The sequence below is a fragment of the Fictibacillus sp. 23RED33 genome (genome assembly GCF_015903925.1).
Lineage (GTDB): Bacteria > Bacillota > Bacilli > Bacillales > Fictibacillaceae > Fictibacillus > Fictibacillus phosphorivorans.
This window is the reverse complement of record NZ_JACZDX010000008.1, coordinates 114,075-133,948: the sequence shown is the minus strand read 5'-3', so window position 1 is coordinate 133,948 and position 19,874 is coordinate 114,075. Positions and strand designations below refer to the sequence as shown.

Genomic DNA, 19,874 nt, shown 5'->3' with positions numbered 1-19,874 from the left:
TAGATCTACCAAGCACTTGATTGAATTGGCTGAGACTTTTGAAGAGTTAAAAGTGAATTTTATATCAATAAGAGACAACATTGATACCTCAACTGCTATGGGCCGTTTTTTCTTTCGTACCATGGCTAGTATTGCTGAGTTGGAACGAGATATTATTAGTGAACGTACAAAAGCCGGCTTACAATCTGCAAGAAGTAGGGGTAGAAAAGGAGGAAGACCCATTAAGGATCCAATGTTAGTTGAACGAGCATTAAAACTACATGCTTCTAAGGAGTACAGTATAAAGGAGATATCAGATATGACTGGTGTTAGTAAATCCGTGTTGTATCGAGCTATAGAACGTATATAGATATTGAACAGGAGGAACTATCTTGTATTTGAGAGCAAGAGAACTACTTACACCTGAACAACGCGTAGACTTCATGACAATTCCTGCTGATATTAGCGAGTGGGAATTAGCTGCTTATTACACTTTATCCATACATGATTTAGAAGTGATCAAACGCCGAAGAAGAGACTATAATCGACTTGGATTTGCCGTTCAACTCTGTCTGTTTCGTTTTCCAGGATGGACATTATCAGATGTTAAAGAAATACCAAAATCGGTTTTAAAGTTCATTGCCAATCAAATTAAGGTAGATCCTCAGGAATTTCAATCATATGCTGGACGGGAACAAACGAAGCATGAACATATGGATGAAATTCGAAAAGAATATGGTTATAAGAATTTCTCAGTAAAGGAATATCGTAACATCTCCTCTTCTTTATTATCTCATGCAATGGAAAACGATAACTCTATGTATTTGATTAAGATGGCAATCGAAGAAATGAAGAATCAAAAAATCATTCTTCCTGCTATGTCGACGATTGAAAGGCTGGTTTGGCAAACACGTCATCGAGCAGAACAAAAAATATATAGGATATTATCCCGATCCCTATCCTCCTTGCAAAAGAAACAATTGATTCTAATGACGGAGTCTACTCTAGATAATGGAAAAACACCTCTTGCTTGGTTAAAAGAAATACCAGGACAATCTTCACCTGATGCTTTCTTAAAAGTTATTGAACGATTAGAATATGTAAAAAAACTTGAGTTATCAATTGATAATAATGATATTCACCCAAACCGGCTTATTCAATTGTCGCGTTTAGGTGCCAGATATGAACCACATTCCTTCCGAAGATTTAATGAGACTAAAAAATTTGCTATTCTTGTGGCTTATCTCTTAAATCTCAGCCAAGACCTAATTGATCAAGCCATTGAAATCCACGATCGCCAAATTATGATTTTGCAGTCAAAGGGCCGTAAAGCCCAAGAAGAAATGCAGAGACAAAACGGTAAAACAATTAATGAAAAAATCATCCATTTTGCTGACATCGGTGCTGCACTAATTAGGGCAAGAGATGAAGGCTTGGATCCCTTTACTACATTAGAAACCGTCATGCCCTGGGAAAAAATTATCGCATCAGTGGAAGAAGCCAAACAATTATCACGTCCTATCGACTATGATTATTTAGATCTTTTAGAAAAACGGTTTTTTTATCTTCGAAAATATACGCCTACCTTACTTAAATCACTAGAATTTCAATCGACCCAATCAGCCAAGCCATTGATGGAAGCGTTAGATATTATCAAAAATATGAATGAATCAGGTAAACGAAAGGTTCCAGAAGGAGCCCCTCTTGGTTTTGTCTCTAACAGATGGCAGAAACATGTATATGACGATGATGGAAGTATCAATCGTCATTATTATGAAATGGCTGCATTAACTGAATTACGAAATCACATTCGGTCAGGAGATGTATTTGTTCGTGGAAGTAAACAACATAAAGATTTTGATGAGTATCTAATCCCTAAAGAAGAATGGTTAGAAACTGGTTTACATCATAATCGGCTTGCGGTAAGCAGTTCTGGTGAAGAATATTTGGCCGAAAGAATGGATTCTCTAAGAAAGCGATTACAAGCCATGTCCGATAACGTTGATGAACTAGAGGGTGTAAGTATAGAGAAGGGGAAATTTCGCATTGACCGCCTTGAAAAGGATACTCCTGAAGATGCAAAGATGTTTAGTTCATCTCTATACAGCATGTTGCCACGGATAAAACTAACGGATCTTCTAATGGAAGTCGCAAGTTGGACAGGCTTTGACGAACAATTTATTCATGCTTCTTCAGGTCGTCCTCCGAAAGGAGAGGAAAAGTCAATTTTAATGGCCACAATTATGGCGATGGGAACAAATATTGGCTTAACAAAAATGGCAGATGCTACCCCTGGAATTACTTATCACCAAATGGCTCATGCTTCTCAATGGCGTCTTTATGATGATGCGATGAATAAAGCTCAAGCAACACTTGTGAATTTTCATCATCAGCTTGCTTTATCTAAATATTGGGGAGATGGAAGTACATCCTCTTCAGATGGTATGAGAGTACAAGTTGGCGTTTCTTCTCTACATGCAGAATCAAATCCTCATTATGGTTCTGGTAAAGGAGCAACGATTTATCGTTTTACAAGTGATCAGTTTTCTTCTTACTACACAAAAGTTATTAATACCAATGCTCGTGACGCCGTTCATGTCATAGATGGATTGCTGCATCATGAATCTGAATTAAATATTGAAGAACATTACACAGACACAGCTGGTTATCAATACCTTTTATAAAAAAGTTAGAATTTAAGTGTGTTCTTTCATTATAGACATGTATTTAAAGAATGATTTAAAAATGACTAACGATTCAAAGTCGTTAGCCATCTATTCAATAATCGCGCCTGATTGCTTAATATCAGAAAATTGAGAAGGTATTGCGAAAGGCCCCTAAGTTATTTTACTAATACACACTTTTGCACAATTAGGGGTAGCAATAACATTTTATCCTAAGAGAAAAGAGATATGTCGGAACAACATAAGAATTAACCTTTACATTATATTTTTTCAAGTTTTCCTTTTAATTCAACCAACTTATTCTTAATAAAAGGGTCTGTTTCTTCAGGTAACTGTTCTAATTTAAAAAATTCAGCTTCAATTGCTTGATTTGCATCAGGCGTTACTTCACCTTCATAGTCCGTACATAAATATCCTATTGCGACGATGTGGTACTCATCTTCACCACCCTCTAGCTTCGTATAGAGATCCAGACCAGAATAAACACCAAATAATTGTAATGAATTTATCGTTAGCCCTAAATCATCTTGTACATTTCTTTTAATACATTCCTCAACTGACTCATTTAACTGCAATATTCCACCGGGAACACTCCATGTTCCACCTTTGTATCTATTCAGTAAAATTTCTCCTTGATTATTCATGATAGCTACACTTGGTCGTACTATTATCAAAGGCGAATTTCCAATCATTTCCCTCATATTTTCACAATAATCCATAAAATCCTCCTACGAAAATTGATTAATGAACTTTGTAACATTTCCTAAACAACAACTACCTTGAGGATTATTTATCTCGCACCCACACCGATTTTCTTTTATATTTTCACGAATATGTTCTACTGGATTAGGGGGAATTCCTTCTTCAGAATATTGTTTAATTTTTTTTTTTGTCCAATCAAAACAATAACAAATTGGTGTAGTTACTGAGCCATCTTTTTGATGAACGGCTACCTTTATGTCAGATACAAGGTACTTTTTATTATTCGTATCAAAATAGACTACATCACAGTCTTCAGTTGAACAAAAATAGTGATTTTCTTTAGCGTTTAATGTTTCTAATGCAGATGGTTTAAGTAATGATTTTAGTGTAATCAATTTTACATTTTTAGCTTTATTTTTACATGATGGACAATTACCATTACTATCAATTTTTATTTCATTAACGTTACTACAACAATCTTCCATCATTCTTCCACCTTTACAATTTATTATTTCTATAAAAATTCTTTTGCTTTCTTTTCTTAATCCATTAAAGTTTCGATAATAGGACATTCATAAATATTTTTGTTTTCAGGACATCTTTCTTTAAGGTCTATCAACATTTGTTCAATTTTTTTAAGATCTTCAATTTTACGCTCGATGTCCTCTAATTTAAGAACAGTGAAATCATATATGTCACGGCACTTTGCTTCGTTGTGATCGACAACCCCTAGCAATTTATCAATTTCATTTAAGGTAAATCCCAATTCCTGCATCCGTTTTATGAAATTCAATCGATCAACCGTTTGTAGGGAAAACATTCGGTATCCTTTTTTGGTACGATTAGGTTCTGGAATTAAACCTAAACGCTCATAATACCGAATGGTCTCCTTGTTAACACCACACCTCTCAGCCAGTTCCCCAATACGATATTGCATCTATCTCACCTCATATATAGTATAAACCCTGTACCATAGTACAGGGTCAAGAAAAGTATTATTTACTAATCGATCTTACTATCTTAAAAAAACTGCCATTTTTCAATAATCCTTATTCGGCAATTTGGCGTGATTGCGGAATACAACTTATCTTTTAATGGCATTTTACACAAAAATATCAAACTGGGAAGGGAAAATTTTTGGAACTTAAATTCCCTCATAAATCTTCCCAAATTGAATTTTTAGTTGTTCTTTAATTTCTTTATTTTCCTTTTCTAAATGCTTGACTCGCTTTCGTAAGGAAGCGATAATTACATCTTTTGATGTGTCACTCATATTCCTTTTAACTTGTTTTATTGAGGGGAGACCTTCTTGTTGTTTACGAAGTGTTTCGATTCGATCTCGGAGTTCTGTATTTCTGTATAGAAATGCCTTTGAAACCCCTGATTCTGCAGATACAGAGTTAAAATTGATTTTCAGTTGTTTTTTTATCATCCTTTTGATCGCTTCTTCAACTTTTTGAATGGTCTTTTCCGTTTTCAACTTTGCGTGTTTTATAATACCTTCGGTATTTGGGTTTTCATTAGACATTTTGCATCACCTTCTCACGTTCATCTCCAACATACTCACGTCTAGGTTTTTCTAAACCAAAGATACCACCAGTATGTAGTAAACCACTTGCTAATTCTTTATATCTTTTTAATTTGGGTTCAATTAACTCAATGGAACGTAACCTTCCGGATTTTTTGTATACTTCAATATCAGCTTCCATTTTAAATATCTGTTCTTGATAATAGTCGAGAAAAGTCTTGTCAACGTGAAAACTTCGGCAATTGTTTTTAATACACGGTGGTTCCAAGGTCTGTTCAAGAAAATCACAATGAAGTTTTGGGCTTTTTACACAAAACCCATGATCTAAACGAATAGAGTCCATATTGTGACGTATCCACTCCAGTTCAACTCCATTTTCTTCAGCCTGTTGAGCTAAATCAGCGACAATAACTTCTCCATGAGTATCTAGTCTTACTGCGCCATTATCTCGAGCCTTTTCCCATTCATCACGGAGTGTCTGGTCATGAATTTGGGCATAGACTAATGTCATTTCAGGACTGGCATGTGCCATCAGTTTTTGAACATGAAGGATATTCATTCCGTTATTAATCAAATTAACACCGTAACGGTGTCGAAATGCATGATTTTTAAACCAATAAATTTCTCCATCCTTGTCCTTAATATTACATCTGTTTGCTAGTTTATTAAGGTTCAGCTTAATGGAATCCTGCGATATGGGATTACCCATCCTTTTCCCTTTTAGTACTGGAAACAAATATTTCTTAGGGTTCGTGTCCAAAGAGTATCTCTTTTTTGTAAGTTCTTGCTGCGCTAAGACAACATTAGCAATTTCTTCTGAAATAGGAACTTTATGATTTTTATAACTTACTTTCCTTTGATCTCCGATAATCCACCAGCCATCTTCTTGATTTACTAAGCAGTCAATTTTAAGTGATAAAACGTCACTAATACGAAAACCTGTAGCTTCCATTAGAAGAATTATAGGTATATGTTCTGAGGAAAGTTCGTTAATATGGAAAACTAACTGTTCCCATACTTCATCCGGAATATATTTAATTTCATCAGCTTTTGCTCTTTTCTTTTTAGGGATATCCTCAATTGACAATAGTGAAATAACTGACTTTGTCGGGGCTTCTTCCCATTCGAATTTCTGTATATATGAGATAAACGTTTTAAGATCTATTAAAAAACGATTTACATAATTGTGATCTGGATTAATTAAATATTTTCCCTTTTTAATAGTGGAATGTCGTAAGTATTCAATATACTCTTCAATATCCATTCTAGATAGGTCGTTTAATTCTTTCCATTCAGGATGTTTATCCTTCAAAAAGGTGAAGAAAAACGAAAGTCTATTTAAATAACATATTGCTGTAGAAAAGCTGATGGATTGCTGCACAACTAGGCGAGTCTTTATATATTTTTTAAATAATTGTCTATAAGGTTGCGGAACCTTCGAAAAGTCTATTGAATACCTACTGATTGTATTGTTATAATTAATCTTCAATTTTCGTACATCCCAACAATCTTTATCTGTTTCTTCTCGTTCATCATAAAAGTGATAATAAAAATCATAAACTTGAAGAAATAGTCTAATATACAATGATGGTTGAACTGTTGGTGACATCCATGGTGATGACTTTTTCCGGTGTACAATCTCAACTGATTTTCCTTTCTCTACAAGAAATGTTCGATATTCTATTAGAAACTTTTCTTTCGGAATATCAATAATAGAATCTAAATTAGCATAATATCGAGAGATGAATTCTGTAAAAACTTTAAGACATGGAGAATAATGCATAAAAGCATAGATAATCGAAATCCTTGTCTCCTGTAACCCCTTATAAAAATAATATTTTAGTTCATTTTTTAATCTAAGATTGTGTACCTTATCAAAAATCAATTTTCTATTCCAATCATAATGTTTATCCAAGAAGGGGCATTCTTGTACATTCCACACATCATTTGCCCAATATCCAAGTAATGGTTCATTTATCTGTTCCAGATGGTGGGGAAGGGGTTTTACTTTGAATGTGCCATGTATCATTATTTATCTCTTCTTCCCATTTTTTTATTTGATTGAGCTTGTTTCCAGCTTTCACGTATGGTTTCATCGGATGAATGGATATAAGTCTGTATGGTTGTTTGAACGTGTGCATGCCCTAATAACCTCTGTATGATGGCAATATCTACTCCTGCTGCATGTAACTCTGTGGCATATGTATGCCGGAGCATATGAGGGGTAAAATCTATTTCTGTTTTTTTCTTCATCCTTTTAATTAAGGAACGAACAGAACCATCAGTCATTGGTTTACCACGATTAGGTCCAGTTAAGGAGATAAAAACATAATTGCTATCAATTTCGTAAGAATGAAAGTCTATTAGATAATCTTGAAAGAGATTCATAGTCTCAATAGATACATAAACTTTTCGTTTTTCTCCATCGGATGTTTTGGATTTCCTAACCGTAATAGCATTTTTACCTATATCAAAATCCTCTACCCACAGAGAAAGGGCCTCTCCAATCCGTAATCCCCCTTCATATAAAATACGGAATAATAATTCATCTCGTATATTACTGCACGCATCATGGATCACTTGGATTTGATTTTTACTCAATGTTTTGATTAAACGCTTTGGTTCCTTAATCTTTAAAATGTTTTTATCATAAGAATTCCCTTTTGTAATGTGATGAAGGAAAGGTTTAAAAGGCTTAAAACGACCGGGGACTTGCTTTTTTAATTGATCATTTACATTTCCCCCATAATCCTCGCTACGAGACAAATAGTCATAGAACCCTATTACACACGTTATGATGGTATTAACCGTTTTTTCTGATCGTTTCGCCAAGGTTTCTTCAAAATAAGTGACTTTTGTTGATTGATCAGGAATTCTCAGCCAACCGATGAATTGAGCCAAAATATCAAGGTTTACTTCTTGATATTCTAATCCACACTCCTCTAGGAATTGAAAGTAAAGCTTTAGATGATAACAGTATGACTTTAGTGTGCTTTCAGCTTTTCCAATGTTATCTAAATACTTTATATACTTTGCAACTGAAGTAACTGGATACCCCCCATTGTCAATTAACAGAAATCTTTTCTTCTCATGAATGAGAACTTCTTGTACTTTCAAAATTATCCCCCCATGGTCTAAAATCATTTCGTTAGATACTATGTATCCATAAAATTCATAGTATACATAATGAATCTATAAAGAAATGAAAAAGAAGTAGTTGATAACATAAGATACGTTAATAACTACTTCTAATACTAGTTCAATTAAAGCTGGTTATACCGATCAAGTTTTTGGTCTGAGTCATCTTCTTGGTTTTCGTTTTGCACCTAGGCTTCGAGATCTGTCTGATACTCGACTATATGTAATAGATAAACCTGGGGAATTTCCAAGAATAGAAAAATTACTACGAGGGCGTATTAATACAAAGGTTATTCTTGAAAACTATGATGACGTTTTACGTTTAGCCCATTCCATTCGAGAAGGGAAAGTTTCTGGTTCACTTATTATGGGTAAGTTGGGGTCGTATTCAAGGCAAAATCGTTTGGCTACAGCACTCCGTGAAATGGGTAGGATTGAAAAAACAATCTTTATTTTAGACTATATTTCAAATGAAGCGATACGTCGCCGAATTCAACGTGGATTAAACAAAGGAGAGGCAATGAATGCATTAGCACGAGCCTTATTTTTTGGAAAACGAGGTGAACTTAGGGAAAGAGCATTACAAGACCAGCTTCAGCGAGCAAGTGCTTTAAATATATTAATTAATGCCATAAGTGTTTGGAACACAGTTTATCTCACAGAAGCTACAAAAGTTATGAAGGAAAAAGGGATATTACAAAATCAGATGATAAAACATATTTCACCATTAGGATGGGAACATATTAACTTTTTAGGAGAATACACTTTTGACTTAAAAAGAATGACAGGACTCAGCTCTTTAAGATCCTTAGACCGATAAAATCCTAAACCGGTACTCTTAGAGTAAGAGATATCGGTTTTTTTATGGAAAAAAATGTCTTAGCGTGGGTTTTATGTCAAAATGTTGGCGGTACCCCCATTAAAGATAGAAATGATTAATAAGAAGCATGCTAACAAAGTACCCAGTGCAATTCCCCACTGCTCTTTAGCGACAATCTGTCGCTGTGTTAATGCAAGGAAGATGACAAATAATGGTCCTAACCCCATTTCAAGCGAACTAACGATTGCTGGTTCAATGAATTTCAATGCATAGTAAAATCCCATAAAGGCTAGTACAGAGGCCAAATTTAACTTAAGCAGCGATTGCCATGTTGATTTCCATTTATATTCTACCTTTTGATTTCTCGCAAAAAAGGAAAAAAAGCAAGCAGTCAAAAAGAAACTGATGCCCGTAAATACAAATGGATGCCCATTTTGTACACGGCTTGCGTAAAATACTTGACTAGTTGCAGTTAATAAAGCTGATAACAATAGCGCAATTACACCTATTGTATAAGTTCGTTTTTCAGAAATATTCTCTTTAGGCCCCATTTTTATATTCCTCAATTTCCTATGTATATATTATAAAAATCATTCTAATTTTAACATGAATATCAAATTTTTCCTCATAGGCGTTATTCAACAATCTGGCCCTAATATGAACAAAGAGCACAATTCTTGCTACAGAATTGCGCCCGATTGCGGAATAAAAAGCGCAAGAGCTGTAATGCATGTCAATAGCGTTAATAAATTACTCATTCTAAAGCTGTTTTACATCTGTACAAACAGAAAAAACCCCTCGTTGACTTTTTAAAGTCAACGAGGGGTTTGAATTATCCGGTCAATACAGGTGTAGGCGCGACCTAACACCCATTAACATAAAAAGATTAATCTTTTATTTTGCCAATAAGTTGTCAATTGTTACAAACTCATAGCCTTCTGCTCTTAATTGGTCAATCATCTGTGGTAGCGCATCAACTGTGCCTTGTAATTTGGTGTTTTGGAAGTTGTGCTGGAGGACAATTCCTCCTGGAGATTTATCCCTATGCACAATAGTAAGAATTTCCTCTGCTGATTTACCACTATAATCAATTGTATCAACAGACCACATGATGTTTTTAAATCCAAGTTTTTCAAATACAAGAGCATCAGCTGCAGTATAGTCTCCATAAGGTGGTCTTAATAAAGTAGCCTTCACTCCTGTCACCCTTTCAATGATTTCATTGGTAGATGAAATCTGTTGGATGACTTGAGCAGTATATAGTTTGGATAATTCAGGATGATTCCATGTATGGTTTGCAATGGTATGACCATCATCTACCATCCTTTTAGCCAACTGCGGAAAATAAGAAACTTGCTCTCCAACTACAAAAAACGTAGCTGGTACACCTTTTTCTTTTAATATATCTAAAATTTGAGGTGTAATAATTTTGTCTGGACCATCATCGAAAGTTAAGGCAATTTTCTTTTCCGTTGTATCTCCTTTTTCGATAGCGATTGGCTTGTTCTCTACTGGAGTGTTTGTTTGAATATAGGTTCGATTGATTTTTGAATCGTAGGTAACTGTCATGCCTAATTTTTGTGCAGTTACCAATAATGGAATGTATGGACGACCATTGATAACAGTTGTTGTAATAGCATGGTACTCGCGAATCCACTTATTTTTTTCTTTCACGTAGTAGTCCATGTATGCCTTTTCCAATGGGAGAGCAACAATATTATTTCTCTCAACAGCAATAGAGTTGTATTTCTCATTCTTGTCAACAGTAGCACCTGTGTGCTTGAAGAATAGATCTGGTACCATAACACGGCCATTTTGCATATAGTAGGTCGTCTTAATGAGTTGACCATCCACAGAAAAATAAGCAGATGAAACTGTAGCAGCCTTGGCTGGCGCTACTCCAAAAAGACCAGTTATGATGAAGGAAATGAGAAGAATGGCCAAAATTGTTCTTTTCCCTTCCAATTTGCTAACTTTAATCATTGAATCCCCCTGTGTGTTTTTCTTTTTCTTACAGAAAGGATTTTACCAACAAAACATAAATTACAAAACAGTTTTTTATTGGAAATAATAGAGAGCGTCATAAGAGTATGAGCGATAATATTATCACTGCAGATAATTTCCGAGAGGCTAACTAGAAGGATTCTAAAAAGCTCTTTAATTTTTCACACTCTCAATAACATAAAAAATCCAAATAAGTTATTACTTGTTATTCCATTATCTGGCCCGATTGCGGAACAAAATTTTAAAAAAGTTCTTTATCAAAAATGCAAGCTGCCAATATTTCTTAAACCCAATTATTTGTTACAAAACTCCTCCCTTTTCTGAACACGCTTGTATTTGATTAGAAAGGGTCTCCTTTTTATTGGTTTGAATGTAATAAAACTCTGTTCATCATTCTATGTTCAATAACCTATTGATTTTCATCTTATGGTACAATTAAACCAGATCAATAATAAGAAAGAGTGATAATTGGTGTTAATTGGATATGCACGTGTGTCAACAGGATTACAAAATTTAGATTTACAAAATGATGCGTTAACGAAACATGGTTGCATGAAAATTTTTCAGGATAAGATGAGTGGTACAAAAAAACAACGTCCCGGTTTAGAGGAAGCACTTCAATATGCACGTGAAGGCGATACAATTGTCGTTTGGCGATTGGACCGACTAGGACGTAACATGCAAGATTTAATTCAAATTGTGAACAGTTTAAATGAACGAGGTGTTGGCTTTCATAGTCTGCAAGAAAACCTATCAATGGACAAGCGCAATGCAACGGGGCAATTGATGTTTCACTTATTCGCAGCGTTTGCAGAATTTGAACGTAATTTGATCGAGGAACGCTCAGTTGCAGGACGAGTAGCTGCAAGGGCGCGTGGGCGGCTAGGTGGGCGCCCGGAGAAGTATGGACCGAAAGATATTGAAATGATGAAGGCTTTGATTGAAAGTGGTACACCGATAAAAGATGTTGCAGAAAAGTGGGGCGTGTCTCGCACGACGATTTATCGCTATTTAGAAAGACAATAAATCGAAAGGGTTTGATATCTATGCCGAATGAACATCCTCCATTAACAGCTTATTCAGAAGATCAGAGACAAAAAGCTATGGATAAATACAGGTTAATCGATCCATATCTTAACAACGAGAAAAGTTTAAAAGCAATTGCTGAGGAATCAGATATCTCGATACGAACACTACAATATTGGATTAGTAAGTACAAACAATTCGGATTAAAAGGCTTGATTCGAAAAAATCGAAAAGAGTCGGGAAGTTTTAAAGTAGAAAAAAAAGTGTTGGAAGAGATTCAGAATTTGATACTTAATCACAAAGGAAACTCAGTCACTTCTATTCATAGGAAGATAGGTGAGACTTGCAAAAGGAACAACTGGAAACAACCTAGTTATTATCAAGTTTACTCTATTTCTAAATCTCTTTCACCAGGCTTAAAGAAATTAGCCTATGAAGGAAAAAAAGAATATCAAAACAATTATGACTTGATTCACCGACGAGAGGCTAATTACCCTAATGAGATTTGGCAAGCCGATCATACCCCATTAGATATTATCGTTTTAAATGAAAAAGGAAAACCAGAAAGACCTTGGCTGACAATTATTTTAGATGATTATAGTCGAGCAGTCGCTGGATATTTTTTAACCTTTCAAGCACCCTCTGCTATACACACATCTTTGGTCTTACACCAAGCCATATGGAAAAAGAGTAATCCCGATTGGCCAATATGTGGTATCCCCGAAAAATTTTATACAGACCATGGAAGTGATTTTACATCCAACCATTTAGAGCAAGTGGGAATTGATTTAAAAATCAATTTAGTCTTTTCAACAGTAGGTGTACCAAGAGGACGAGGGAAAATAGAAAGATTCTTTTTAACAGTCAATCAATTGTTCCTACAAGATTTACCGGGTTATTTGGTCAATCAAAATAGCACTTCACTTCTCACCCTTAAAGAACTAGATGAAAAGTTTGCAAATTTCATCTTATATAACTATCATCACAGGGTTCATGGTACAACAAAAAAAGAACCGATACTTGCATGGAATAATTCGGGATTTCTTCCTAATATGCCAGAAAGTTTAGAAAGTTTGGATTTACTATTATTAAATGTAGCAAAACCGAGAAAAGTTCATTCAGATGGTATTCACTTTCAAGGATTGAGATATATAGATACAAACTTAGCAGCATACGTTGGTGAAACCGTAGTAATTCGTTATGATCCTAGAGATATTGCAGAGATCCGAGTGTTTTATAAAGATAAATACTTATGTACTGCCATTTCTCCCGAAATTTCTGATTATACGGTGGACTTGAAAGACATTGTTTCTGCACGAAATAAAATAAGAAAAAATTTTAAAAAACAATTGGAACCTAAGAAATCGGTTGTAGAAGAAATCGTCATTGCAAAGCAAAAGGATATAAAGGGTCAGCCTAATATCTCTGATACAAAAAAGTCAAAACTTAAGAGGTATTTTAATGAATAAAGTGCAGAAATTTATTAAAACAAAAGAATATAAAAGGTTTGCAGAGTTTTGTGATGCGTGTATTAAATATAAATACATAGGGATTTGTTATGGACTACCTGGCGTTGGAAAAACGTTATCCTCAAGGTATTATTCGAATTGGGATTCTATTGAAAAGCAAATAGCTTATAAAAAAGCAAATGAAATTGGATTAGATGCAGATGAAAAGATTTTAGATGCAAGAACAATTTTTTATACAGCTCCAGCAGTACGGGCTACTAAAATGACTGAAGAGATTCATACTATCGGAACCAGAATAAATATGGTAAGAAGTATGTATAAGGTGATTACTAGAGGTGCAGAAGAAGAGTATTTTACAAATGCATTTGAAGATATTGACCTGATTATTGTTGATGAAATAGACCGCTTAAAAGTGCAGAATTTAGAACAACTTAGAGATATTTATGATCGAAATGACTTAGCAATGATACTAATTGGAATGCCCGGCATTGAGAAACGATTAGCTCGATATCCTCAACTCTACTCTAGAATAGGATTTGCTCATGAATTTGATAAACTTAGTAAGGATGAAACACATCATATTTTGGAGTATAAATGGGAAGAATTAGGACTGTCTATAAAGCTAGAAGATTTTTCTGATTATGAGGCAATCACCAGCATCATTAAGATCACAGGGGGAAACTTTAGGCTGATCCAGAGACTTTTCACTCAGATTGAGAGAATACTTGAAATTAATCATCTTGATACTATTACTACAGAAGTTGTTGAAGCAGCACGAGACAGTTTAGTTATTGGGATTAAATAAACATAACAGAAAGCTATCTCTTAATAATAGAAATAGCTTTTTTTATGTTTACTTATAGTGCAAAAAAGAGCTTAAAACAGGTGCAAAATAACACCTAAATTTACATCATAGTTAAGAGCGTCTCATAAGACTTGTCTCAAAAGTGAGGTGATATTTTGCGGAAAATTGGTTATGTACGTGTCAGTTCAACTAATCAAAACCCTTCAAGACAATTTCAGCAGCTAAGCGAATTCGGAATGGATATTATATACGAAGAAAAAGTTTCTGGGGCAACGAAGGAACGTGAGCAACTTCAAAAAATGTTAGAGGACTTACAAGATGGTGACACCATTTATGTTACAGATTTAACTCGAATTACTCGTAGTACACAAGATTTATTTGAATTGATCGATTACATACGAAGGAAAAAAGCCAGCTTAAAATCACTCAAGGATACATGGCTAGATTTATCAGAGGATAATCCATACAGCCAATTCTTAATTACAGTAATGGCTGGTGTTAACCAGTTAGAGAGAGATCTTATCCGTATGCGTCAACGTGAAGGGATTGAGCTGGCTAAGAAAGAAGGAAAGTTTAAAGGTCGGATAAAGAAATATCATAAAAATCATGCGGGAATGAATTATGCAGTAAAGCTATATAAAGAAGGAAATATGACTGTAAATCAAATTTGTGAAATTACAAATGTGTCTAGGGCTTCATTATATAGAAAGCTATCGGAAGAGAACAAATAGTTCAGTCCTATTCCATTAATTGGCCAGATAATGTTATGTACTTTAAGTCTTATGCAGTTTGGTTATTTTGTTATTAGAATTGGGTACTCCAATTCTTTTTTTATGAATTTTTTTACTCATTCAAACAAACACTTGAATGAATTATTAAAAATGGTTATACTATATTCAAATAAACACTTGAATGATATTGGGGTGAGAATGTGATTAAGAAAGATACTTGTGAAATTTATTGTTACGACGAAGAAAAGGTCAATCGAATACAAGGTAATTTACAGACAGTAGATATTTCTAGTGTTGCCCAAATGTTAAAAGCTATTGCAGATGAAAATAGAGCAAAAATTACCTATGCTTTATGTCAAGATGACGAACTGTGTGTGTGTGATATAGCAAATATTATAGGTGTTACGGTTGCAAATGCCTCTCATCACCTGCGAACGCTCCATAAGCAAGGGATTGTTAAGTTTCGAAAAGAGGGAAAACTTGCATTTTATTCATTAGATGATGAGCATATCAGACAAATTATGATGATTGCATTGGCACATAAGAAAGAGGTGAAGATCAATGTCTAGTGGGAAAGCAAAACTGTCTGAAGAAGAAATGAAAGCCTATCGTGTTCAAGGATTTACTTGTACTAACTGTGCAGCCATTTTTGAAAATAATGTTAAAGAACTTCCCGGTGTTCAGGATGCGAAAGTAAATTTCGGAGCATCTAAAGTTTATGTTAAAGGGACGACAACCATTGAAGAATTAGAAAAAGCAGGAGCATTTGAAAATTTAAAAATTCGAGATGAAAAAGAACAAAGGGTAGAACGAGAACCTTTTTGGAAGCAGAAAGAAAACATTAAGGTATATATATCAGCTCTTTTACTTGTAGTTAGCTGGTTCTTAGGAGAGCAGTATGGTGAAGAGCATGTTCTACCGACAATTGGTTATGCAGCGTCCATTTTAATCGGTGGATATTCGTTATTCATTAAAGGTCTCAAAAATCTAAGCAGATTAAATTTCGATATGAATACGCTTATGACTATTGCAATTATAGGAGCTGCAATCATTGGTGAATGGGGTGAAGGGGCAACCGTTGTTATCCTATTTGCGATTAGTGAAGCATTAGAGCGTTATTCAATGGATAAAGCACGTCAATCTATTGAATCTTTAATGGATATTGCCCCAAAAGAAGCGTTAATTCGACGAGGCAATGAAGAAATGATGATTCATGTTGATGATATTCAAGTTGGAGACATCATGATTGTTAAGCCCGGTCAAAAGTTAGCAATGGATGGAATAGTGGTTAAAGGTACATCGACATTAAATCAGGCTGCGATTACAGGTGAAAGTGTTCCAGTAACGAAAACCACAAATGATGAAGTATTTGCAGGAACCTTGAATGAAGAAGGGTTACTTGAGGTTAAAGTAACAAAACGAGTTGAAGATACTACTCTTTCAAAAATCATTCACTTGGTAGAAGAAGCCCAAGCAGAACGGGCCCCTTCTCAAGCGTTTGTCGATAAATTTGCAAAATACTATACACCAGCTATTGTCATACTAGCTCTTTTAATTGCGGTAGTTCCACCATTATTTGGCGGAGACTGGAGCCAATGGATTTATCAAGGCTTAGCTGTATTAGTGGTTGGTTGTCCTTGTGCCTTAGTAGTCTCAACTCCAGTTGCTGTGGTTACAGCAATAGGAAATGCAGCGAAAAATGGTGTTTTAATTAAAGGTGGTATCCATTTAGAAGAAGCAGGACACTTAAAAGCGATAGCCTTTGATAAAACAGGAACATTAACCAAAGGGATTCCTGCTGTAACAGACATTGTGACATATGGTAGAAATGAAAATGAATTAATGACCATAACAGCAGCCATTGAAAAAGGATCACAGCACCCTCTTGCTTCAGCGATTATGCGAAAAGCAGAAGAAAATGGATTAAAATTCAACGAAGTAACAGTAGAGGATTTTCAATCCATTACAGGTAAAGGCGTTAAAGCCAAAATAAATAATGAAATGTATTATGTGGGAAGTCCAAATCTTTTTGAGGAATTACACGGAAGCATTTCAAGCGATAGGAAAGAAAAAATTGCCGATATGCAAACTCAAGGTAAAACGGTGATGGTGTTAGGAACAGAAAAAGAAATTCTTTCGTTTATTGCCGTAGCCGATGAAATGAGGGAATCGTCTAAAGAAGTTATCGGCAAGTTGAACAATATGGGAATCGAAACAGTGATGCTAACAGGCGATAACCAAAGAACGGCAACAGCCATCGGAAAACAAGTTGGTGTTTCGGATATTAAAGCTGACTTACTTCCAGAAGATAAGCTTAATTTTATTAAAGAACTTCGAGAAAAACATCAAAGTGTGGGGATGGTCGGAGATGGCGTGAATGATGCTCCAGCCCTTGCGGCATCTACCGTTGGTGTAGCAATGGGTGGTGCTGGAACTGATACAGCTTTAGAAACGGCTGACATCGCCTTAATGTCTGATGATTTGAGTAAATTGCCATATACAATAAAATTAAGCCGTAAGGCTTTAGCAATCATCAAGCAAAACATTACCTTCTCTTTGGCGATTAAATTAGTGGCATTACTTTTGGTCATGCCCGGTTGGTTAACACTTTGGATAGCTATATTTGCTGATATGGGAGCAACTTTACTTGTAACATTAAACAGTTTACGCTTATTGAAAATCAAAGAATAGGTTCTAAAATGGGCGTCAACTATCGGGTGCGATCATTGAAAACAATGTTATGCTTCAAAAGGGATATTAACAGGAAATATACAACTAAAGGACGCTTTAACTGAGCAACGGAAAAAGCCAAATTTCTCAATTGATGTTGAGAAATTTGGCTTTTTAGTATGGGAATTTCCTTAGCGTTGTAAATCCGCATTTTCCTGACGCTACCCCATATGCTCATGTTTAGTTGGCTCTCGTTGGGCATATAAAGAAAATGAATTAGGATTAACATTTATTTGTCTAGCTATGTATTCGATTATGTAATCTGGAATAGGTCCAACATCTGAAAGGGACCATCCGGGATAGCGTAGAACACATAATTGAACAGCAAAGCCTAATCGATTATGATCTCTTCTGTGTCGTTTTATAATTTCAAGGTCATATTGTGAAAAAGTATAATAAGTTTCTAGTTCACCTTCGCTCATATCAGCTGGAATTCGTACAAATTCCGTTCTTTGATCTTCTGTTAGTAATTCTTTCCCTCTCATGCTACAGCTCCTTGCTAGATATCTTTTTCTTTTCTAGATAACGATATAAGGTTGTCGCTCCAATCCCTGTTGCCGTCTTAATTTGAGATAAAGAGTAATCTTTGCTTTCGTACATTTTTATAGCAAGTTCTATTTTCTTTAAATCAACCTTCGGTCTGCCTCCGTTTCTTCCTCTAGCTCTAGCAGCCGTCAATCCATCTTTCGTTCGTTCACTAATAATATCTCGTTCTAATTCTGCTATGCTGGCCAACATTCTAAAAAAGAATCGTCCCATAGCAGTTGTTGTGTCAATCTTGTCTTGTATGGAGACAAAATGAATACCCTTTGCTTCAAAATGTTCCATAAGCTCAATTAAATGTTTGGTACTACGACTGATACGGTCTAATTTATAGACAACTACCGTGTCGCCTTTACGCAAAACTTTAAGAAGCTCGTCAAGCTGCGGACGGTTTTTTCTCTTGCCTGATTCCTTTTCTTCAAAAGTCTGGTCCACTCCGTAGTAAGTCAATGCATCGAGTTGTAACGATAATGACTGATCTTGTGTACTGACACGTGCATATCCAAATTTCAACAAGAATCCCCCCTTTTTTAATATCCTAACTTACCAAAAAGGGGTTTGTAATAGATATATTGGTATTTAGATTTTGGTTATATTTTTGGTTATGTATTTTAAGTAGTTTTTGAGGTTTTAGAGAAGTTCTCTGTTTTTAACCAAAAACGGTGGTTTTTGAAAGGGGATAGTAAATTCGCATTTTTTATTTGGTAATTTATGGAGTGAAACGATGTTCATGAAAAAAGAAGACTTATAAAAAGTCTCCTTTTCTAAATTACGTATTTGCCTGCATTCTTTTTTCCTCGAGTCCAATCCAAAACTTCCATCCGTTATTAGATTGACCGGAGCATAAGCCTGCTGGTTTACTAGGACTCGTAAACTCAATATCATGTAATAATTGGGCTGAACTAGCACTAATCATTTTAGCTTGTTCGGAATCAATAAAATTTTGGAAGTGTCGCATATAGCGATCATAAAAACGCCCTCCATCACTCCAAGTTTTTGAAGTGGAAATAGGTTGTTTTATTACCGAACCTTTTCGTAAGATGAACTTACCATCCTGTAAATAGATACTAGCTTTATAAGGATGAGGAGCATTAAAGTATTCAACATTTTCAGTTGCTCCTATTTCATTTGGTTGAAAAGATATCCCGAGTGCTTCTAATAAAAATTCGATTTGCAGAGCAAAAGCTCTCAATGTGGACCGATTAAATACATTCAGATTTGGTTCAATTTGCCGAAGATCACGATTTTCTAGGTTGTATTGTGTTTTTGCGAATTCTTGTATGAAGTGATACTCCAGAAAATCAATGCTTAGTTTATCAAAACTATTGTTGTCGGTGACGAATAGAATTCCAAACTTCCAAAACTCTTTTTCGCGTAAGTGTGATTTGATCCGTGTAACACCGTTAACTGACTGTCCAATATATACGCTAGGTTCCTCCAGGTCCGAAAATAAAAAGTAAACAGCATAGTTATTAGCGTAATCTAAATTCTCTACCTTCTGGAGCTGACTTTTCGTGAAGTAAAACCCTCGAATCTGACTAGTTGGATCTTGAATAATTTTTAAAGATGATGCGTGTACTGATACAGGAAAATACAACATAACAGTACTGTCATTTTTCATAAAATATTCCCCTTAAAATGAAACTCAGTTACTCTGTAATTTATGTCCACTACTTGGTGTCTTAACCATACCAGACATGCTTCTAAATCTTTTT

The 19,874-nt window shown here is 35.1% G+C and carries 17 protein-coding genes and 3 pseudogenes; 9 read left to right on the top strand and 11 right to left on the bottom strand.

Annotated features, from left to right (window positions below; all coding sequences use genetic code 11):
• On the top strand, positions 1–349 hold a 349-nt coding region (locus IHV09_RS19575), incomplete at its 5' end, for a recombinase family protein (RefSeq protein ID WP_197265291.1).
• Positions 350–371: 22 nt separating this feature from the next.
• Positions 372–2,648, top strand: a pseudogene (locus IHV09_RS19570) (Tn3 family transposase); the annotation flags it as partial.
• A gap of 275 nt (positions 2,649–2,923) precedes the next feature.
• Here the strand turns inward: IHV09_RS19570 and IHV09_RS19565 are convergent.
• The 6 genes from IHV09_RS19565 to IHV09_RS19540 all read right to left on the bottom strand — a co-directional run bounded on the left by IHV09_RS19565 (position 2,924) and on the right by IHV09_RS19540 (position 8,010).
• Positions 2,924–3,382 (bottom strand): NUDIX domain-containing protein, encoded by a 459-nt coding sequence (locus tag IHV09_RS19565; protein WP_019379931.1) that lies wholly within the window; start codon positions 3,380–3,382, stop codon positions 2,924–2,926.
• Between the two features lie 9 nt (positions 3,383–3,391).
• Positions 3,392–3,850, bottom strand: a complete 459-nt coding sequence (locus IHV09_RS19560) for a putative iron-sulfur cluster-binding metallochaperone (RefSeq protein WP_019379930.1) — start codon at positions 3,848–3,850, stop codon at positions 3,392–3,394.
• 56 nt (positions 3,851–3,906) lie between these two features.
• Positions 3,907–4,302 carry a mercury resistance transcriptional regulator MerR1 gene (gene merR1 / locus IHV09_RS19555; protein ID WP_019379929.1) on the bottom strand — a complete coding sequence of 132 codons (396 nt, stop codon included), beginning with the start codon at positions 4,300–4,302 and terminating at the stop codon, positions 3,907–3,909.
• A gap of 207 nt (positions 4,303–4,509) precedes the next feature.
• Positions 4,510–4,893 carry a DUF6262 family protein gene (locus IHV09_RS19550; protein ID WP_019379928.1) on the bottom strand — a complete coding sequence of 128 codons (384 nt, stop codon included), beginning with the start codon at positions 4,891–4,893 and terminating at the stop codon, positions 4,510–4,512.
• Entirely contained in the window at positions 4,886–6,922 is a 2,037-nt protein-coding gene (locus tag IHV09_RS19545; protein ID WP_019379927.1) for a tyrosine-type recombinase/integrase, read from the bottom strand. Before IHV09_RS19545 ends, IHV09_RS19550 begins: the two co-directional genes overlap by 8 nt.
• A complete protein-coding gene (locus tag IHV09_RS19540) occupies positions 6,922–8,010 on the bottom strand; it encodes a tyrosine-type recombinase/integrase (RefSeq protein ID WP_019379926.1) in 1,089 nt (362 codons plus the stop codon). Before IHV09_RS19540 ends, IHV09_RS19545 begins: the two co-directional genes overlap by 1 nt.
• A gap of 151 nt (positions 8,011–8,161) precedes the next feature.
• Between IHV09_RS19540 and IHV09_RS19535 the strand changes: the two are divergent.
• Positions 8,162–8,851 (top strand): annotated as a pseudogene (locus IHV09_RS19535) (Tn3 family transposase); the annotation flags it as partial.
• A 71-nt stretch (positions 8,852–8,922) separates the two neighbouring features.
• Here IHV09_RS19535 and IHV09_RS19530 read toward each other — a convergent pair.
• Together IHV09_RS19530 and IHV09_RS19525 are read right to left on the bottom strand one after the other, a co-directional pair.
• Positions 8,923–9,402 (bottom strand): EamA family transporter, encoded by a 480-nt coding sequence (locus IHV09_RS19530; protein WP_197265290.1) that lies wholly within the window; start codon positions 9,400–9,402, stop codon positions 8,923–8,925.
• A 343-nt stretch (positions 9,403–9,745) separates the two neighbouring features.
• Positions 9,746–10,834, bottom strand: a complete 1,089-nt coding sequence (locus IHV09_RS19525; protein ID WP_197192266.1) for a polysaccharide deacetylase family protein — start codon at positions 10,832–10,834, stop codon at positions 9,746–9,748.
• 492 nt (positions 10,835–11,326) lie between these two features.
• On the opposite strand from IHV09_RS19525, the gene IHV09_RS19520 reads away from it, so the two are divergent.
• The 6 genes from IHV09_RS19520 to IHV09_RS19495 all read left to right on the top strand — a co-directional run bounded on the left by IHV09_RS19520 (position 11,327) and on the right by IHV09_RS19495 (position 17,577).
• Entirely contained in the window at positions 11,327–11,881 is a 555-nt protein-coding gene (locus tag IHV09_RS19520; RefSeq protein ID WP_197192281.1) for a recombinase family protein, read from the top strand.
• Positions 11,882–11,901: 20 nt separating this feature from the next.
• Positions 11,902–13,350 (top strand): Mu transposase C-terminal domain-containing protein, encoded by a 1,449-nt coding sequence (locus tag IHV09_RS19515; RefSeq protein ID WP_197192267.1) that lies wholly within the window; start codon positions 11,902–11,904, stop codon positions 13,348–13,350.
• Positions 13,343–14,155 carry an AAA family ATPase gene (locus IHV09_RS19510; RefSeq protein WP_197192268.1) on the top strand — a complete coding sequence of 271 codons (813 nt, stop codon included), beginning with the start codon at positions 13,343–13,345 and terminating at the stop codon, positions 14,153–14,155. The genes IHV09_RS19515 and IHV09_RS19510 overlap by 8 nt, the downstream gene beginning before the upstream one ends.
• Positions 14,156–14,310: 155 nt before the next feature.
• Entirely contained in the window at positions 14,311–14,886 is a 576-nt protein-coding gene (locus IHV09_RS19505; RefSeq protein WP_197265289.1) for a recombinase family protein, read from the top strand.
• A 200-nt stretch (positions 14,887–15,086) separates the two neighbouring features.
• Positions 15,087–15,455: an ArsR/SmtB family transcription factor gene (locus tag IHV09_RS19500; RefSeq protein WP_017474136.1), complete on the top strand. Its 369-nt coding sequence runs from the start codon at positions 15,087–15,089 to the stop codon at positions 15,453–15,455.
• Complete coding sequence (locus tag IHV09_RS19495; protein WP_017474135.1) at positions 15,448–17,577, top strand: heavy metal translocating P-type ATPase; 2,130 nt, start codon at positions 15,448–15,450, stop codon at positions 17,575–17,577. Before IHV09_RS19500 ends, IHV09_RS19495 begins: the two co-directional genes overlap by 8 nt.
• A gap of 206 nt (positions 17,578–17,783) precedes the next feature.
• On the opposite strand, the pseudogene IHV09_RS19490 reads toward IHV09_RS19495, so the two are convergent.
• The 3 genes and pseudogenes from IHV09_RS19490 to IHV09_RS19480 all read right to left on the bottom strand — a co-directional run.
• Positions 17,784–18,101, bottom strand: a pseudogene (locus tag IHV09_RS19490) (DUF4158 domain-containing protein); the annotation flags it as partial.
• A gap of 1 nt (position 18,102) precedes the next feature.
• Positions 18,103–18,672 (bottom strand): recombinase family protein, encoded by a 570-nt coding sequence (locus IHV09_RS19485; protein WP_197265288.1) that lies wholly within the window; start codon positions 18,670–18,672, stop codon positions 18,103–18,105.
• 256 nt (positions 18,673–18,928) lie between these two features.
• Positions 18,929–19,780, bottom strand: a complete 852-nt coding sequence (locus IHV09_RS19480; RefSeq protein WP_197265287.1) for a GIY-YIG nuclease family protein — start codon at positions 19,778–19,780, stop codon at positions 18,929–18,931.
• Positions 19,781–19,874: the final 94 nt, after the last annotated feature.

Coding starts and splice junctions, on each gene's coding strand:
- IHV09_RS19565 (WP_019379931.1), bottom strand. CDS start 3,382: ATGGATTATTGTGAAAATATGAGGGAAATGATTGGAAATTCGCCTTTG.
- IHV09_RS19560 (WP_019379930.1), bottom strand. CDS start 3,850: ATGGAAGATTGTTGTAGTAACGTTAATGAAATAAAAATTGATAGTAAT.
- merR1 (WP_019379929.1), bottom strand. CDS start 4,302: ATGCAATATCGTATTGGGGAACTGGCTGAGAGGTGTGGTGTTAACAAG.
- IHV09_RS19550 (WP_019379928.1), bottom strand. CDS start 4,893: ATGTCTAATGAAAACCCAAATACCGAAGGTATTATAAAACACGCAAAG.
- IHV09_RS19545 (WP_019379927.1), bottom strand. CDS start 6,922: ATGATACATGGCACATTCAAAGTAAAACCCCTTCCCCACCATCTGGAA.
- IHV09_RS19530 (WP_197265290.1), bottom strand. CDS start 9,402: ATGGGGCCTAAAGAGAATATTTCTGAAAAACGAACTTATACAATAGGT.
- IHV09_RS19525 (WP_197192266.1), bottom strand. CDS start 10,834: ATGATTAAAGTTAGCAAATTGGAAGGGAAAAGAACAATTTTGGCCATT.
- IHV09_RS19515 (WP_197192267.1), top strand. CDS start 11,902: ATGCCGAATGAACATCCTCCATTAACAGCTTATTCAGAAGATCAGAGA.
- IHV09_RS19510 (WP_197192268.1), top strand. CDS start 13,343: ATGAATAAAGTGCAGAAATTTATTAAAACAAAAGAATATAAAAGGTTT.
- IHV09_RS19495 (WP_017474135.1), top strand. CDS start 15,448: ATGTCTAGTGGGAAAGCAAAACTGTCTGAAGAAGAAATGAAAGCCTAT.
- IHV09_RS19480 (WP_197265287.1), bottom strand. CDS start 19,780: ATGAAAAATGACAGTACTGTTATGTTGTATTTTCCTGTATCAGTACAC.